Consider the following 16,143-nt stretch of genomic DNA (forward strand, 5'->3'; position numbering starts at 1 on the left):
GATACATGCTCGGAGCATTTAACCGGCATTGAACGGCAGGCAGGAAACATCTTCCAGCCGCCGCAGCGCTCCACGGGAGATGAAGATGTCAATGTTCGAAAGCCTCGGCCGCTATGGTGCGGCCATCAAGCACGCACACATCAGGAACAGGTCTGTCCGGGCTCTGAACAGCCTGCCGTCCGAAATCCAGAAGGACATCGGCTGGCCCGTCTCGCCGCGCAATAACCCGCAGGCCACCTTGGCGGCCCTGCTTCTCGGCTCGGCGCGCTGATGACCTTCGCCGACAGATGCAAGCTGCTGGCCAGGCGCCAGAGCCGTCATGCGGCTCCGGCAGCAGCCGACAATCGGCTGCGCGCCGCGCTCTTGCCTCGGCGCTGAGCGTTGCGGTGGGAAGCAACCAGGATGCGGCCTTGATTGCCAACTGGATCACACCAGCGTGTTGATACCGCGCAAATCTTGACATTCTTGGCGAAGGCACGATCTTCGGAGACTGTGGGGGTTCTCTTAGTCGGCTCAGCCGAAGTCCGTGTGTCCGCATGCCCAGCCTCAAAAGCCACGTCGTGTCATTTGTCCTCAGGCATAGCCGCAAGCAGGCATTTTCCAGCCCGGAAAATCTGCAGCGCTGGATCGCCTATGCGCGCAAGACGGAGGACCACCGGCCGCCCGCCTCGCTGCGATCGCGTTTCGACATTACGACGCGCAGCGTTGACGGCTTTCCCGTCTACGAAATCGCGCCAAAGGCCGGCGAGCGAAAGCGTATTCTCTACCTGCATGGCGGCGCCTATGTCTTTCAAATCACGTCCTATCACTGGGGACTGATCGCCGACATGGCCGACCGGCTGGGCTTCGGCATCACTGTGCCGATCTATCCCATTGCTCCCGAACACGATTTCCATGCCATGTTCGGCATGGTCGGCAAGGTCTACCGTCAGATGCTCGACGAGATGGAAGCGCAGGACATCGTCTTCATGGGCGATTCCGCCGGCGGCAACATGGCCGTGGTGCTGACCATGATGGCTGCGCAAGACGCGCAGTCCCTGCCCTCGCGCCACGTACTGATTTCCCCGGGCCTCGACGTGTCGCTCGCCAACCCCGAAGTGTTCGAGGCGGAACGCCACGATCCGTGGCTGGGCATTCCGGGCGGAATGGAGGCGGTCCGGCTCTACAGCGCCGGTTTCGAGCGCAGCGACTGGCGCATCAGCCCGCTCTACGGCGACCTCTCGGTGCTGCCGAAAACGCTGCTTCTGACCGGCTCGCGTGATATGCTGACACCCGACAATCTGATTTTCGCGCAAAAGGCGCGTGCCGCCGGCGTCGACGTCGAGGTCGTCTACGAGGAAGGTATGTTCCACGTCTGGCCGCTGGTCGACATGCCAGAGGCGCGGCGAGCACGAGAACGCATTGCATCGTTCCTCAGGGATAGTCAGGCCGAAAGGGAGACAGTCAACTCGTCGGCCAAGGCCTTGTCGAAGGCTCCGTTGATGAGCGGATTCGCAAGCACGAAGATCGCGTCCGCGATTTCATCGTTTCGATCCGGCTGGTAGCCGATATCGTCCCTGAGTTCGATCAGGTCTGCCCATGCCTCCACATCGGAGGCTGCAAGCTCGCCCGTCAGAAAACGACGGAGCGTCGTCACTATGTGATCAGTACCAAGGACAATGACCGGCGTGTCCGACCAGCCAAGTTCGTCAATCATTTCAGCCAGCCGCTCAACTGGCTTCGCGAACGCAACGAGATCGCTGAGCACCGAAACCCGGTTCATGACGTCCGTCAGAACTTCCCGGTTTCCCTGAACACTTCGAAGGTCGCGCGGATATGGTCGGCGACGGCCTTGACCGGGGCGCTGGCATCCGGCGCCACGATCATGGCGAGGCTATAGGTGCCGATATCCGGCATGCCGTCCTTCGGGCAAAGCTCCACCATGTCGTTGCCGAGGAATGATTTCGGCAGCGGCGCCACTGCAAGGTCGGACAGGATCGCGGCGCGCTGGCCGGCCGTATGCGCGCTCATATAGGCGACGCGGTAGTTGCGGCCCTCACGGCCGAGCGCTTCGAGCGCCCCCGCCCGCCAGGCGCAGCCCTCTTCCCACAAGGAGACCGGCAGCGGTTCGCGCAGATGCGCGCAGCCACCCTTGGCGCCGGCCCAGACGATCGGTTCGGTGAGCAGCACTTCGGCGCCGAGCGCGCTGGTCTTGTAGGAGTTGGTGAGCAGCGTGATGTCGAGCGCCCGGTCGTCCATGCGCCGGCGCAGATTGCTGCTCTGGTCGATGGTGACGTCGACCGCGATCGAAGGATGCGACTGCGCAAAACGCTTCAGCACATGCGGCAGCACGCGCTCGCCATAGTCGTCAGGCGAGCCGAGCCGCACCACCCCGACAATGTCGGGGATGATGAACTTCGACACCACCTCGCGGTTGATCGACAACAGCCTCCGGGCGTAGCCGAGCAGCATCTCGCCATCCGTGGTCAATGTCACCGAACGCGCGTCGCGCGCGAACACCGAACGGCCGAGAATGTCCTCCAGCTTCTTGATCTGCATGGAGACGGCCGACGGCGTGCGGAAGACGGCATTGGCCGCGGTCGTGAAACTGCCGGTCTCGGCGATCGCCACGAACGTGCGCAAGACGTCGAGATCGAGCAGCGGCAATGGATGATTGAGTGGGGCGTTCATCGGGATCGACCTTCAATTTTTCTGATACAAACGATCATTCCATTTCGTTTGATTGAACATCACTTTGGGAGGATAGTCAACACCATCGAAGGCGGACGTATCGAAAGCGGTCTTGAAACGACCATGACATGGATCTGCAATCGATACGAAATGAAGCTGAAACAAACCTGACGTAGCGCTTCGTACGCGGAGCAACCGGAAAACTCCCGGTCCAACGCAAAGGAGAATGAAATGTCCATCCTGTCGTCCATCGGCCGCATTGCGACCGAAATCAGCGCGGCCCGCGCCCGCTACCAGACCGAACGCGCCATCCACTCTCTGCCGATCGAACTGCAAAAGGATATCGGTTGGCCTGAAGCCGCCGACACCAAGACCGGCACTCGTTATGGCGTCGGATCCTGGGCTGGTGGAGTAAAATGGATCGTGTGTATCCAAAGCTGAAGGCCTGCCGCGCAGACGCTGCCCGGCAGGCCTTTTTATTTGCAGTCAAATGACTTTCCGAGCCATGCCGCTGCTGCATGGCGCATATGAACGGGCTGCATAGCAGCCGACATTTCGAACTAACGCCTTGTAAATAATCGTAAACCTTGGGCAGAGTGCCCAAATTTGTCGCATCCCGTGTCGCTTTTCCTATCAAGTGCTTCGCTTTTGCGATTTAGTTTCCCCTCACGTAAGCCTATATCAACGCCAGCCAACGAGCTGCCCCACTCCATCAAGCGAAGGCGACCCGTCTGAGCAACCGAATGGAGATTGATCGTGAAGCTCTTTGCCCGCCTTTTCGCTCGCCGTGAAATGAACCTGACGACCGCGCTCGAGCGCCAGCGCCTTGCCAACACTATGCCGGGCCAGACCGGAGCCGTGGCCGCCGCGCGTCTTGGCTTCGTCGCCTGATCTGACAAGCCCGCAAGCGGCGCTCCCTGTGGCCGCTTCGTAGTTGATCAAAGCGCCGCTTCGGTCTTGCCGAGGCGGTGCTTTTGTCGTGCGCCAACCATATGCGGCATGTTTTTGCTCAATCCGGCAGCATGTTGAGCCCGTAATCGCATATCGATTGCCCATTTGCGACCCGTGTCGCAAATAAAGTCCTTTCGTTGCCGCCTAGCCGATTGACAGGAAAGGTTTTTCCTGATGTCGCTATGCTGATCGCGACATCCTGTTCGCGCCATTGCAGCGTGAGGGTCTCTCTGTGAACGTCGTAAATCATCCGATCAGGCGATCGTTTGTATTCTTCCTGGTCCCCGATTTCACCATGATCGCCTTTGCAACGGCGCTCGATCCGTTGCGCTCGGCCAACCGGATGCTCGGCTACGAGGCCTACCGCTGGCGGCTCACCAGCATCGACGGCAAGCCGGTGCGCGCCTCGAACGGCGTCGAATGCGCCGTAAACACCTCGCTGGAGGACGAACGCAAGAAGATGTCCGGCCCCGAGCGACCGAACATGGCGGTCGTCTGCAGCGGCATCAATGTCGAGCGCTACCAGAACAGGTCGGCCTTCGCCTGGCTGCGCGAGGAATACAACCGCGGCGTCGCCGTCGGCGGCCTGTGCACTGGCGCACATATACTGGCCGCCGCCGGCCTGTTGTCCAACAAGCGCTGCGCCATCCATTGGGAGAACCTGCCGGGCTTTTCCGAGGCGTTCCCGAAGGCCAATGTCTTCGCCGACCTCTTCGAGATCGACCAGAACATCTACACCTGCGCCGGCGGCACCGCGGCGCTCGACATGATGCTGAAGCTGATCGGAGACGATTTCGACGAGAGCCTCGTCAACCGGGTGTGCGAGCAGGTGCTGACCGACCGCGTGCGCAGCCCGACCGATCGCCAGCGCCTGCCGCTGCGCGCGCGCCTTGGCGTGCAGAACTCGAAGGTGCTGACCATCATCGAATTGATGGAAGCAAACCTTTCCGAGCCGCTGTCGCTGATCGAGATCGCCGATCATGTCGACCTGTCGCGCCGGCAGATCGAGCGCCTGTTCCGCACCGAGATGGGACGATCCCCTGCCCGCTACTATCTGGAAATCCGGCTCGACCGGGCCCGGCACCTGCTGATCCAGTCGTCACTGCCGGTGGTTGAGGTGGCGGTCGCCTGCGGCTTCGTCTCCGCCTCGCATTTTTCCAAATGCTACCGCGAACTCTATGCGCGCTCGCCGCAGCAGGAGCGCGTCGACCGCAAGCAGTTGCTGGTCGCGTAAAGGCGACATCTCGGTGCGTAGCCTCTGGCGAGGAGTGCTCGAAATCTGGAGCATCGGACCCAAAAGTGGATACCGGTTTTGGGAGGATCCGATGCTCAAACAAGACGCGATAGAGCGGCGGTACACTTCGACTTGAAAGTCCCGCCGCCCTAGCGGCTGTCGTACATCCAGCTTCGGTCGCGCCACATTTTCTCACCGACCTGGCAGTCGGTGGCCGGCTCGTCTTGTGCCAGCACCACCGGCGGATGCGCAGCTTCGTCCGCCACCCATTGCGGCGAGGCAGGCCCGGCAAGCTCGAGCATCAGCTTGCGGCGGATCGCTTCCGGAAACTGCGTCCAATCATTGACCGGGATCATAAACGCGCCAGGCCCACCGATGACGCAGTCGGTGTAGTAGCGGTCGAGATAATTGACGTCGTAGACGCTGGTGAAGCCGCTTCGGGTCATCAGCGGCAGGCCATTGATGGTGATGCCTTGCTTGACCAGCCTGTCACGGGTGATGTCGACGGGAGCACCTTGATTGTTGGGGCCATCGCCTGAAATGTCGATGACGCGCTTCACGCCTTGAAAACCGCTTTCGGCGAAGAGATCGCTGCCGAATTCCAGGGCACCGGAAATCGAGGTGCGCCGGGCGCTGTTGGGCGCATGGGCGGAGAGCTGTTCTACCACCCGCTCGGCGTCGGCACGACTGGCGATCACCGTCCACGGCACTATGACATGCTGCCAGGTCGTGCCGGCCCATTCGACGTAGGTGACGGCGATTTTGCCATAGGCGCCGTCGGCAATGGCCTGCAGCACCGTGTCGTGCGTCAGCGCCGCTACATAGCCTTGACGCTGGATTTCGAGTTCAGCCGGCGACATCGAGAGCGAAACATCGACCGCCAGCACCAGTTCGATATCGACCGGCTCGGCAGCGAGGGATTCTGGCGCCAGCCCGAGCAACAGCACCAGCACGGCGGCGCCTGAGAGGAGATGTCTCGTGCGGGCAAAAGCAGACATGCCGCAAGGTAAGCGAGAATCGTCGTGCCACAAAGCGAAAAGCCCGGCGCCGGACCAGGCCTTTGCGTCACATTTTTGCGAGTCCGCCCCTTACCCTCCGTTGTGGGAGGATCGGCAAGCAATCAACGTTCAGCTGCGCGGATTGAGGTTCTCCGGGTCATAGAGTGGCCTGTAGCCGACAGCGGTCACTTCGACCGGATACGTCTCGCCGAAATACTCGACAGTCAGCCTTCGGCCCTCCTGGCAATACGCCCAGGGCAAGTAGGCCAGCGCGATGTTCTTGCCGATGGTCGGGCCGTAGGCCACCGAGGTCGTGAAAGACCGGCGGCCGAGTTCGTCGACCAGCGTCTCACCCGTTTCCGGGTCCATCACCGGCATCGTGCCGACCGGATAACGGGCAATGCCCTTGGAATCGACATTGTCAGTCATGACAAGCGTGCAAAGCATGGCCGGCCGATGCGCGCGAGCACGATAGTCCAGATGCTTTGCCTTGCCGCTGAAATCGGCCTCCTTGACTTTCGGCCGGGCAAGGTCGGCTTCCAGCAGATTGTATTCGGTCAGAAGATCGGCATTCTGCAGGCGCAGGCTCTTCTCCATGCGGCGGCTGTTGGCGTAGGTCTCGACGCCAAAGGCCATCACGCCGGTCGAACGCAGCGCGTCCCAGACGGCCAGGCCGTCCTCGTATCGCATATGCAGTTCCCAGCCCTGCTCGCCGACATAGGAGATGCGGAAAGCGGTCACGTCCTTACTGGCGATTCTGACCGGCTTGATCGCGGCGAACGGAAAGTTTTCCGGCGTCAGCCCGTCCGGATTCTCAACGACCTTCTGCAATGCCGAACGCGCGTTCGGACCCCAGATGCCGATGGTCACGTATTTTTCGGTCACATCCGTGACGGTGGCATCGAAACCTTTGTCTCGTGCCGTCCTGCGCATGTACTGGAAGTCGCGCGGGCCGGCATCAGCGCCGTCGATGACGCGGCAGCGGTCGGCCATGCGGATCACGGTCAGGTCGGCGCGCACCATGCCCTCGTCGTCGAGGAAGTGGGTATAGATGCCTTTGCCGATATTGGTATCGCCGCCGATCTTGGCCGCGCACAGCCATTCCATCAGCGCGACATGATCCGGGCCTTCCACGTCGTACATCGCAAAATGCGACAGGTTCACGATGCCGCAATCTTCGCTCATGGCGAGATGCTCGGCATTGGAGACGCGCCAGAAATGGCGGTTGTCCCACTCGTTTTCGCGCACCGGCACCCGGTTGCCGTACTTCTCCAAAAGGTGCTCGTTGGCGGCATAGCCATGGGCGCGCTCCCACCCGCCCAGTTCCATGAAATAGCCGCCGAGTTCCTTTTCGCGCTCCCAGAACGGCGAGCGCCTGATGTTGCGGCCCTTCGAAAAAGGCTCGCGTGGATGCACCGCCGGATTGTAGACCTTCATCGCCGTTTCGGTGCAGCGGTCCCAGATGAACTGCTCTTGCGTCTGGTGCGGATAGAAGCGCGAGTAGTCGATGGCGTGGTGGTCGATCGACGTCCGGCCGTCCGTCATCCAGTCGGCGATGAGCTTGCCCATGCCAGGCCCGTCCTTGACCCAGATCGCAACGGCATACCAGAGGCCCCGCACCTTCTGGCTCTCGCCCATCGAGGGGCCGCCGTCTGCCGTCACCTGCAGAAGCCCGTTGAAGGAATGGCTCTCATTGTAGCCCAGTTCGCCCAGGATCGGCGTCAGTTCCATGGCGCGCTCGAGCGGCGCCAATATCTGTTCCATGTCGAGGTCGCGCTGCGACGGCGAAAGACGGGCCTGGTTCTTCTCCAGAAGGTCGCGCGGATGGCAAAGGCGGGGACTGGTCTCTTCGTAATAGCCCCACTCGATCTGCCCGCCTTCGGCGGTCTTGGGGTCTCCCGTGTCGCGCATGTAGGCCGAATTGCCCTGGTCGCGCAGCAGCGGCCAACCGATCTCCTTGCCGGTGCCGGCGAACTCCGTATACGGCCCAAAGAAGGTGAGCGGATGGTCGATCGGCATGACCGGCAGGTCCTCGCCCACCATTTCCGCGATCAACCGGCCCCAAATACCTGCACAAACAATCACGTAGTCGGCTTCGATGGTGCCGCGGTCGGTCACCACGCCCTTGATGCGTCCGTTCTCGACGATAAGCGACCTGGCCGGCGTATTGGCGAAAGATCTAAGCTTGCCGGAGGCTTCCGCTTGGTCGACCAGCTTGCCGGCGACCGTCTGCGAGCGCGGGATGACGAGACCGGCATCGGGATCCCACAGGCCGCCCTGCACCATCTCTTCTTCGATCAGCGGAAACTTCTGCTTGATCTCGGCCGGACCGATCAGGCGGGCACGCGTGCCGAAGGCCTTTGCAGAGGCGATCTTGCGTTTGATCTCCTCCATGCGATCGTCGTCGCCGACGCGGGCGATCTCGAGGCCGCCGATACGCGCATAATGGCCCATCTTCTCATAGAAATCGATGGAGTAGAGCGTCGTCCAGCAGGACAGGAAATCATGGCTGGTCGTGTAGCAGAAGTCGGAGGCGTGCGCTGTCGAGCCAATATCGGTCGGGATGCCTGATTTGTCGATGCCGACGATATCGTCCCATCCGCGCTCGATCAGGTGATGGGCGACCGACGCGCCGACAATGCCGCCCAGCCCGACGATGACGACCTTCGCCTTTTCCGGAAACCCTGCCATTGCCCGTGACTCCAAAGTGCTGTTACGGGCGCCGGCGCCCGCTTGACCGGCGCACAATATGCAGGCGACGGCCATCGCGCTACCGCCTGTTTGCGACACGCTGCAGGTGCGCCGCGACCCCGGCGCACGGCCCTGAAAAATCGGAACCGATTTTCGCTGGGGATTATGCGCGGAGAAAAGTTCTACAGCGTTCTTGCACGCGAAATGACGCGTGCCAGCTGGAGACGGAAGCTTATGATTTATCTCCTGGAACCACGTGCAACACCGCGGCGCGACGCCCTTTGATGCCCGCTGACGCCCACAGCGCCATGAATGGGCCAGCGAGCAGCAGGAACGGCGGGATCAGATTGGGAAAGTAGATGCGGGTGTCGTGGATCGGGAAGACGGTGAACTTCGCCAGCACGCCGAGCACCAATGCCGCAAACAGGATGCCGGCGCGGCAGTCGAGCTTGAAGCCGGCGCGGCTTGAGGCAAACCATCCAGCCAGCGCCAGCACCGAGACGCCGACCCAGTTGTTCAGGCTGACGGCGCGGGCCATGGAGACGGCAAAGGCCCGGAGATAGGCGACAGCCGAGAACGGCGGATCGAAGCCGTCCATATTGTAGTGCTGCTCGATCGAGGAGAACCACAGATGCGACCACCAACCCGGATGCTGCGCCCAATGAGAGATGGCGAAATAGGCGGCCAGGGAGGCGGCAAAGCCGGCCAGCGCGCCCCACGCCTTCTGCCGGAAGGCGACCAGCAGCACGGCGAAGATGGCAAGGAAGACAATGTTGTCGGGCCGCGCCATGAAGGCGAGGAAGAGCAGGATCGCCGTCGCCACTTCGCGACCGCGCACATAGGCAAAGAGCCCGCCGAGGAACAGGGCCGAGCATAGCAGATCCGGCGTCGCAGCCCGCGCCGCGTCGCCGAAATCGGCCATGATCAGCACCGCGCCGACGACCGGCGCCAGCGCCAGCGCGCCTTCGGACCGCAGCCAGAGCAGCGCGATCGTACCGAACAGCAGCACTGACAAAACCGAGACCACGCGCATCGCCTCGACCGGCGACATCACGGAACTCATCGTCGACAGGATCTCGGCATAGAGGAATTTGATCCGGTACATGCCGAGCAGCGAATGGAAGTCGGCGGCATTCCCGGCCATATGGCTGCGAAAGCCGCCGCTATCGTCCGTCAATATCTTGTACTCATCAGCCGACACACCGGCCTTGACGGTGCCATAGGCATAGTCGTGCAGCGCCTGCACATCGGGATAGGCGCCCTCCTCGGCGACCGCGAGATAGGGCAGCATGTCCCAATTGGCGTCGGGCATGAACCATGCCATCACGGCGGTCAAAAGGATGTAGAGCGCAAAGGCCGCCGCCCCGATCGGCGCGGCAAGGCGCGCATAGGTGCCCTCACCCCATGCCAGGCCGGCCTCGGTGAGCCGGTCGAGCGGGTTTGTCGGGGCAGGAGACCTGGTCAGCATGGTTTTCGCTCGGCGGACTTTGATTCAGCGGACCTAGGACTCAGCGGACCTGGCTTTTGACAAAATCCTTCACGATCGACACGATGCCGCGCGACAGCAGGCTGTCGAGCGCCGCGACAAAGCGGTCGACATGTTCGCGCTGGCAGATCAGCGGCGGTTCGAGACGGATGACATTGCGGTTGTATTCGGTGAAGGCGACGAGCACGTCATAGTCGCGCAGCAGCAAGGCACCAACAAAGCCCGACAGCGACCCCTTCAGCTTCTCGTCAAGCACGCTGACCACGGGCCGCAGCACCATCGGCAGCGTCTGCGAAAAGTCGTGGAATTCCAGCCCGACCATAAGACCCTTGCCGCGCACGTCCTTGATGATCTTGGGATATTTCTCCTTGAGCGCCTGCAGGCGTTGCAGCAGGTAGTCGCCGGTCACGGCTGCGTTGTCGATCAGCCCTTCGTCGTAAAGCACGTTGAGCGCCTCGATCGAGGTAACGCAGGCTTCGCCCATGCCCCCGAACGTGGCCATGGCGTGGATCATCGCCGTCTTCGGCGTGCCGTAGGCCTTCATGTAGACCTCGCGCCTGGCGATCATCGCGCCGACGGCCGCCTTGCCGCCGCCGAGCGACTTTGCCAGCGCCGTCACGTCAGGAATGACGCCGTAATGCTCGAAGGCATAGAAACGGCCGGAGCGGCCATAGCCGCACTGCACTTCGTCGGCGACCCACAGCACGCCATACTGGTCGCAGAGCGCGCGCAGCTTCTGCCAGTATTCGGCGGGCGCCTGGATGATGCCGCCGCCACCCTGGATGGTTTCGAGCACGATGACGCCGATCTCCGGGTCGGAGCGGAACGCGCGCTCGACCGCTTCGATGTCGGCGAACGGGATGCGCACGACATTGTCGGCCACCTTGAAGTCAGCGCGGTAGAGCGAGCCGTCGGTGATGGCCAGCACACCCTTGGTCTTGCCATGGAAGGAATTCTCGGCATAGACGACCTTCGGCCGCCTCGGGCCGGCGGCGCGCTCGGCAAGCTTCACCGCCGCCTCCATGGCTTCCGAGCCGGACGAGCCCAGAAACACCATGTCGAGGTCGCCGGGCGAGCATATGGCGAGATTGTGCGCCAGGGCCGCCGCATATTGCGACATGAAGGCGATGGCGATCTCCTGCCGCTTCTCCTCCTGGAACTTTTTGCGCGCTTCGAGAAGGCGCGGATGATTGTGCCCGAAGGCCAGCGACCCAAAGCCGCCGAAGAAATCCAGGATCTTGCGGCCGCTCTGGTCGATGTAGAACATGTCTTCGGCACGTTCGATCTTGATCTTGTGGAAGCCGAGCAGCTTCATGAAATGCAGCTGGCCGGGGTTGAGATGCGCCTTGAACAGGTCGGTCATGCGCGCCACGTCCATCGCCTTGGCCTGCTCGACGCTGATCAGGTCGGGCTTGGCCGTGGTGGTGGGCGAAAGTGCTGGCGCGCTGACCGTGGCACGCGCAGTCGTGTGGTTCGGCTTGGTCATGACGGTCATCTCAAGAAATCTCCTATAGACCCGTTAGTCGGCGGGCTTGCTATTCCGCGGGCACATGTTTGGCGGTGACGGCATGGCCGCCCTTCTTGGCCCGGTACTCGCTGTAGGCGGCGATCAGCATGTCCTCGTCGCGATATTGCGGCACCCAGCCGAGCTGGCGTTCGGCCTTCGACACGTCGAGCACGCAGTCCTCATCGGCGATCAGATACTGCTCCGGATCCATGATCGGCATGTTCAAGAGATCGAGCAGGTCGAGCGTGCGCTTGACCGCCCAGCCAGGTGTCGGGATCAGGATCGATTTCGAACCGGCATGCCTGATCAGGTCGCCGAGCAGTTTCCTGACCGGCGGCGGGTTGAGTGAACCGAGATTATAGGCCTCATCAGGCACCCCGGCCTTCCAGGCGGCGCGCGCGGCCTCGGCGCAGTCGAACACCGAGATGAACTGATAGGGGTTCTTGCCCGAGCCGATCATCGGCACCGGAAGGTTCCAGTCGATCAGCTTGAACAGTTTTTCGAGGATGCCGAGGCGGCCGGGGCCGATGATGAGGCGTGGCCGAAACAGCGAGATCGACATGCCGCGCTTGCGCCATTCGGCGGCCAGTTCCTCGGTCTTCTGCTTCGACCAGCCATATTCGCCGAGCGGCGAGACCGGATGCTCCTCGGTCATCGGTTGTGTGACGGTATGGCCGTAGATCATGTCGGTCGTATAGTGGACGAGCCTTGGCGCGCCGGCTTTGTCCATCGCCTCCAGGATATGTTCGGTACCGTGGAAATTCACCGGGAAGAAGAACTCGTGGCGCTTGGCGCGCACCTGGATTGGCGACAGCATTTTCGCCGACAGATTGTAGACCATGTCGTCGGCCTTCAGCCCCACCGAGGCGACCGAGACCGGATCGGTGACGTCACAGCTGACATGGCGGACCGAGCGGTAGTGCGGCAGATCGCTCCTGGCGATATCGGCGACAACCACCTCCTCGCCATCGGCCAGAAGTTTCGGGGCAAGGTGGCGGCCGACGAAACCGTCGCCGCCGAAAATCACATGTCTCATCGAACCATCCCGCTGGTGTTTATCTTGTCGGGGGAAAGGCCTGCCGTCTGGTCCTCATGCCCCCGGCCGCTCAAATCCCGGCCGCTTTGGGCGATCAGCACCGTACCGACGCAGATGAAGGCGATGCCGGCGACGCGCCAGGCATTGAGGTCTTCGCGGAAGATGAAATAGGCGAAGATCGCAACGGCGACATAGGCGAGGCTTAGGAACGGATAGGCGAAGCTGAGCTCGACCTTGGACAGCACATAGAGGTGCGACGCCATCGAGATGACGAAGGTGGACAGGCCGAGGAAAATCCACGGGCTGAAGACGATCTGCAACAGCTTCAGCAACGGATTGGTGCCTTCGAAGGAAATCGGGCCAAGCGAAATCATACCCTGCTTCAGCATGAGCTGCGCGGCGGCATTGGTCATGACCGTGAACAGAATGAAGACGATGTACTTCATATTTTCCCACCAAACCTTTCAGCCGTCCTATTACAAACCTGCAAACATTTCGTGAAGCACCAAGAATTTTTGAGTAAAGCTTAACGTTATCGATTCTTTAACCACGAACCGTTCGAATGTTATCTATTCCGCGGCTTCGACGGTTCCGCGCCGCACCGCGAGCTTTTTCGCCGTTCGCGCCCAGAAGCTCGACATGAAAGCTGGATCGCGGATGGTCTCGAGGCGCCGCCATCCCGGAAAGGAGGAGGCGAAAATATCGGCGCCCATGCGGGCGTCCTTGTAAGGATTGACCGCGCCACCAGCCTCGACCGTGATGTGGTCGAGTTCCTTCAACAGCGCCAGCGTCGCCCGGCCGCGGTTGGGGAAATCCAGCGTCAGCGTGAAACCAGGCCGCGGGAACGACAGCAGTGCCGGCGAGCGGATCGAACCGAAGCGCTTCAGAACCGTCAGAAACGATCCCTGCCCGGCCCGCTTGGCCGCAGCAAGCAAGGCCGGCACCGCCTGACGCGCGACGTCTTCCGGCACCACGCTCTGGTGCTGGAAAAGCCCGTTCGGTCCGTAGAGCCGGTTCCAGTTGCCGACGCCGTCGAGCGGAAAGAAAAAGCCTTGATAGCCGACATTGCGCGGTGCCTTGGACCAACCTTTCTTCCACCTGTAGGCAGAGTTGAAGGCAGTCAGGAACGGCCGGTTGAGCACGTTGAACGGCGGCTGGAACGGCACCGAAAGATTTCCGCCGGCACGCAAGGCCGCATGCGAACCATGCTCGGCGTGATTGCCGGTGAACAGCAACCCGCGCCCCTGGCCGTGGCCACCGGCAAGCTGGTCGATCCAGGCGACGGCATATTCGTTGGCCTGGTCGGCCGCTTCGGCAAGTTCGAAGAATTCGCCGAGATCGCGGAAGAGCGTCGTCTTCTCGACGATATCGAGCGATGGCACCCGCATCAGCCGGATCGATGCGGACAGGATCAGTCCGGTCAACCCCATGCCGCCGATCGTCGCCGCAAACAGGTGCGCATTGTCGGCGGCGGAGCAGTGATGGGTCCGTCCGTCCGATCTGAGCAGCGTGAAGGATTCGATATGGCAGCCGAAGGTGCCTCGCCGGTGATGGTTCTTGCCGTGAACGTCATTGGCGATAGCGCCGCCGAGCGTGACGAACTGCGTGCCCGGAACGACCGCCGGAAAGAAGCCGTATGGCGCCGCATGGGCGATGATGTCGGACAGAAGCACGCCGGCCTCGGCCTCGATCACGCCGGTCTCGGCATTGAAGGCGCGGATGCGGTTCAGCGGCCGCATGTCGGCGATCATGCCGGTCTCGTTCTGGCAGGAATCGCCATAGGAGCGGCCATTGCCGTAGGCGAGCAAGGCGTCTCTCGTCGCCTTGCCGCTCTTCAGCAATGCGACAGCATCATCCGCCGGGATCACATCGAGTGCCGGCGGCGTGGCAAGGCCGAAGCTCTGGAACCGCTCTTCCGCCATACCTACCAGCCTCCGGCGACCAGAAACACGGCGCCGATGAGCACAACGATCTGGCTGCGCCAGTCGCGAATGATGAAGACGACCGGGTCGTCGTGCATCTCGTCGCGGCGGGCGAGTATCCAGACGCGCATGGTCAGGTAAAGCACGATCGGGGCCAGCGGCCAGACCAGCCAGGGGTGCGGATAAAGTTCGCGCACCGCAACGCTGTCCATATAGAGAGCCAGCACCAATGCCGAGGAGAAGGCCGAGGCCATGCCCGCCTGGGCGACAATCTCCTGGTCTTCAGTGCGGTAGCCGCGGCCGGCGATGCGCTCGCCCGCGGGAATGGCGGTCGTGCGCAACTCGACAAAACGCTTCACCAGCGCCAGCGACAGGAAAAAGAAGATCGAGAAGGCCAGCAGCCAGAACGAAACGTCGACGCCGGTCGCCGCGGCGCCCGCCAGAACGCGGATCGTGTAGAGACCGGCCAGCGTCAGCACGTCGATCAGGAGCATGCGCTTGAACGACAGCGAATAGGCGGTGGTGATGATCATGTAGCCGAAGAGCACGCCGAGGAATTCGATCGGCAGCAGAAGCCCTGCGCCAGCACCTGTTGCAACCAGCACCACCATCGAACCCAGGCCGAAAGGGATCGACAGGGCGCCGCTGGCGAATGGCCGGTTGCGCTTGGTCAGGTGTTTGCGGTCGAGCGCGAGATCGAAGAAATCGTTGAGGATGTAGATGGCCGAAGCCACCGCGCTGAACGAGGCGAATGCCAGCAGGCATTTCCAGATCATGTCGGCGTTGAAGTATTCGTGCGACAGCACCATCGGCACCGCGATGAGCGAGTTCTTCAGCCATTGATGAACGCGCAGCATCTTGACGATGGTTCTGAATGTCGGCTTCGGTGCCGGCATCATCTCGGCACCATGCGCGGCCTGCCAGCGCGCGGCGGAGCGGTCAGGCGCGACAACGATTGCCGTGCGTGCGGCGTCGAATACCCTAAGGTCGTGCCGGCTGTTGCCGGCATAGTCGAAGCCACCATCACCATAGGCGGCGACAAGCGAAGCGCGCTTTCTGCCTGAAGTCATGTTGTGGGGACCATCGGTCGCCAGGACGCGATCGAAGATACCGAGATGCGCGGCGATCGCCTCGGCGAATTTACGCGGCGTGCCGGTTGCCAGCACGATCTGGCGGCCCTCGCCGTGTTCGGTGCGAAGGCGCTGAAGCAGCGCCTCGCGGTAAGGCAGCGATGCGGGATCGATGTCGACGCGCTGGGCGATGGCCTGCTTCAACCGCGCCGGCCCGCCAGCAAACCAGAACGGCACGAGGAAAATGTAGAGCGGATTCTTCTTGAGAAGGACGAACAGCCCTTCCCACAACAGGTCCGTCGCGATCAGCGTGCCGTCGAGATCGACCGCAAGCGGGATTGCGTTCCTGTCCGACCGCACGTCCATTTTCTTTGCCCTGCTTAAACCCGCCGCGCCGTGCCTCGGCGTCTTCGGCCCGATATAACGGGGAACAGCGCAGCGAACGTTAAAACGCCCAGCCTGGCCTGGTCAGCGTGACGGTATTTCCTTCTTCATCGTTAAGGTTGGATGACCCAAAACGATAAAAGGCCGGGCATTTGCCCGGCCTCGAAAAACGACACGTCAACGTTGCTTGATGC

General features: G+C 62.0%; 14 protein-coding genes. 5 read left to right on the top strand and 9 right to left on the bottom strand.

Translation table 11 applies throughout. The features are described 5' to 3' along the window. The first annotated feature begins 85 nt into the window (after positions 1-85). Positions 86-271: a hypothetical protein gene (locus EJ066_RS25710; protein ID WP_126042752.1), complete on the top strand. Its 186-nt coding sequence runs from the start codon at positions 86-88 to the stop codon at positions 269-271. Between the two features lie 265 nt (positions 272-536). Further along, positions 537-1,544: an alpha/beta hydrolase gene (locus tag EJ066_RS25715; RefSeq protein WP_126042753.1), complete on the top strand. Its 1,008-nt coding sequence runs from the start codon at positions 537-539 to the stop codon at positions 1,542-1,544. 226 nt (positions 1,545-1,770) lie between these two features. Here EJ066_RS25715 and EJ066_RS25720 read toward each other — a convergent pair whose 3' ends face one another. Further along, the gene (locus EJ066_RS25720; RefSeq protein WP_126042754.1) at positions 1,771-2,670 is read right to left on the bottom strand and encodes a LysR substrate-binding domain-containing protein; all 900 of its coding nucleotides are present in this window, start codon (positions 2,668-2,670) and stop codon (positions 1,771-1,773) included. A 231-nt stretch (positions 2,671-2,901) separates the two neighbouring features. Here EJ066_RS25720 and EJ066_RS25725 point away from each other — a divergent pair, with 231 nt between their 5' ends. From EJ066_RS25725 to EJ066_RS25735, 3 genes are all read left to right on the top strand, one after another. Further along, a complete protein-coding gene (locus EJ066_RS25725; RefSeq protein ID WP_126042755.1) occupies positions 2,902-3,111 on the top strand; it encodes a hypothetical protein in 210 nt (69 codons plus the stop codon). 315 nt (positions 3,112-3,426) lie between these two features. Further along, positions 3,427-3,561 carry a hypothetical protein gene (locus EJ066_RS32445; RefSeq protein ID WP_123152082.1) on the top strand — a complete coding sequence of 45 codons (135 nt, stop codon included), beginning with the start codon at positions 3,427-3,429 and terminating at the stop codon, positions 3,559-3,561. Between the two features lie 292 nt (positions 3,562-3,853). Beyond that, positions 3,854-4,855: a GlxA family transcriptional regulator gene (locus EJ066_RS25735; RefSeq protein WP_126042756.1), complete on the top strand. Its 1,002-nt coding sequence runs from the start codon at positions 3,854-3,856 to the stop codon at positions 4,853-4,855. Between the two features lie 149 nt (positions 4,856-5,004). Here EJ066_RS25735 and EJ066_RS25740 read toward each other — a convergent pair whose 3' ends face one another. The 8 genes from EJ066_RS25740 to EJ066_RS25775 form a co-directional block, all read right to left on the bottom strand. Continuing rightward, positions 5,005-5,853, bottom strand: a complete 849-nt coding sequence (locus tag EJ066_RS25740; protein WP_126042757.1) for a DUF1194 domain-containing protein — start codon at positions 5,851-5,853, stop codon at positions 5,005-5,007. A 129-nt stretch (positions 5,854-5,982) separates the two neighbouring features. Continuing rightward, complete coding sequence (locus EJ066_RS25745; protein WP_126042758.1) at positions 5,983-8,544, bottom strand: FAD-dependent oxidoreductase; 2,562 nt, start codon at positions 8,542-8,544, stop codon at positions 5,983-5,985. A gap of 232 nt (positions 8,545-8,776) precedes the next feature. Next, positions 8,777-10,012, bottom strand: coding sequence for a hypothetical protein (locus EJ066_RS25750; RefSeq protein WP_126042759.1), 1,236 nt, complete (start codon positions 10,010-10,012; stop codon positions 8,777-8,779). A 40-nt stretch (positions 10,013-10,052) separates the two neighbouring features. Beyond that, positions 10,053-11,525 (bottom strand): aspartate aminotransferase family protein, encoded by a 1,473-nt coding sequence (locus EJ066_RS25755; protein WP_126042760.1) that lies wholly within the window; start codon positions 11,523-11,525, stop codon positions 10,053-10,055. A 40-nt stretch (positions 11,526-11,565) separates the two neighbouring features. After that, entirely contained in the window at positions 11,566-12,573 is a 1,008-nt protein-coding gene (locus EJ066_RS25760) for an NAD(P)-dependent oxidoreductase (protein WP_126042761.1), read from the bottom strand. Then, positions 12,570-13,019, bottom strand: coding sequence for an EamA family transporter (locus tag EJ066_RS25765; protein ID WP_126042762.1), 450 nt, complete (start codon positions 13,017-13,019; stop codon positions 12,570-12,572). The genes EJ066_RS25760 and EJ066_RS25765 overlap by 4 nt, the downstream gene beginning before the upstream one ends. A gap of 123 nt (positions 13,020-13,142) precedes the next feature. After that, positions 13,143-14,495, bottom strand: coding sequence for an FAD-binding oxidoreductase (locus tag EJ066_RS25770; RefSeq protein WP_126042763.1), 1,353 nt, complete (start codon positions 14,493-14,495; stop codon positions 13,143-13,145). Positions 14,496-14,497: 2 nt separating this feature from the next. Beyond that, positions 14,498-15,931, bottom strand: a complete 1,434-nt coding sequence (locus tag EJ066_RS25775; RefSeq protein WP_126042764.1) for a UbiA family prenyltransferase — start codon at positions 15,929-15,931, stop codon at positions 14,498-14,500. Positions 15,932-16,143 lie beyond the last annotated feature (212 nt).

The organism is Mesorhizobium sp. M9A.F.Ca.ET.002.03.1.2, assembly GCF_003952365.1.
Classification (GTDB): Bacteria; Pseudomonadota; Alphaproteobacteria; order Rhizobiales; family Rhizobiaceae; genus Mesorhizobium.

Excerpts from the sequence above, each read along its gene's own strand:
- EJ066_RS25770 (WP_126042763.1), bottom strand. The coding sequence starts at position 14,495 with ATGGCGGAAGAGCGGTTCCAGAGCTTCGGCCTTGCCACGCCGCCGGCA.
- EJ066_RS25745 (WP_126042758.1), bottom strand. The coding sequence starts at position 8,544 with ATGGCAGGGTTTCCGGAAAAGGCGAAGGTCGTCATCGTCGGGCTGGGC.
- EJ066_RS25750 (WP_126042759.1), bottom strand. The coding sequence starts at position 10,012 with ATGCTGACCAGGTCTCCTGCCCCGACAAACCCGCTCGACCGGCTCACC.
- EJ066_RS25720 (WP_126042754.1), bottom strand. The coding sequence starts at position 2,670 with ATGAACGCCCCACTCAATCATCCATTGCCGCTGCTCGATCTCGACGTC.
- EJ066_RS25755 (WP_126042760.1), bottom strand. The coding sequence starts at position 11,525 with ATGACCGTCATGACCAAGCCGAACCACACGACTGCGCGTGCCACGGTC.
- EJ066_RS25775 (WP_126042764.1), bottom strand. The coding sequence starts at position 15,931 with ATGGACGTGCGGTCGGACAGGAACGCAATCCCGCTTGCGGTCGATCTC.
- EJ066_RS25715 (WP_126042753.1), top strand. The coding sequence starts at position 537 with ATGCCCAGCCTCAAAAGCCACGTCGTGTCATTTGTCCTCAGGCATAGC.
- EJ066_RS25710 (WP_126042752.1), top strand. The coding sequence starts at position 86 with ATGTCAATGTTCGAAAGCCTCGGCCGCTATGGTGCGGCCATCAAGCAC.
- EJ066_RS25740 (WP_126042757.1), bottom strand. The coding sequence starts at position 5,853 with ATGTCTGCTTTTGCCCGCACGAGACATCTCCTCTCAGGCGCCGCCGTG.
- EJ066_RS25765 (WP_126042762.1), bottom strand. The coding sequence starts at position 13,019 with ATGAAGTACATCGTCTTCATTCTGTTCACGGTCATGACCAATGCCGCC.
- EJ066_RS25760 (WP_126042761.1), bottom strand. The coding sequence starts at position 12,573 with ATGAGACATGTGATTTTCGGCGGCGACGGTTTCGTCGGCCGCCACCTT.
- EJ066_RS25725 (WP_126042755.1), top strand. The coding sequence starts at position 2,902 with ATGTCCATCCTGTCGTCCATCGGCCGCATTGCGACCGAAATCAGCGCG.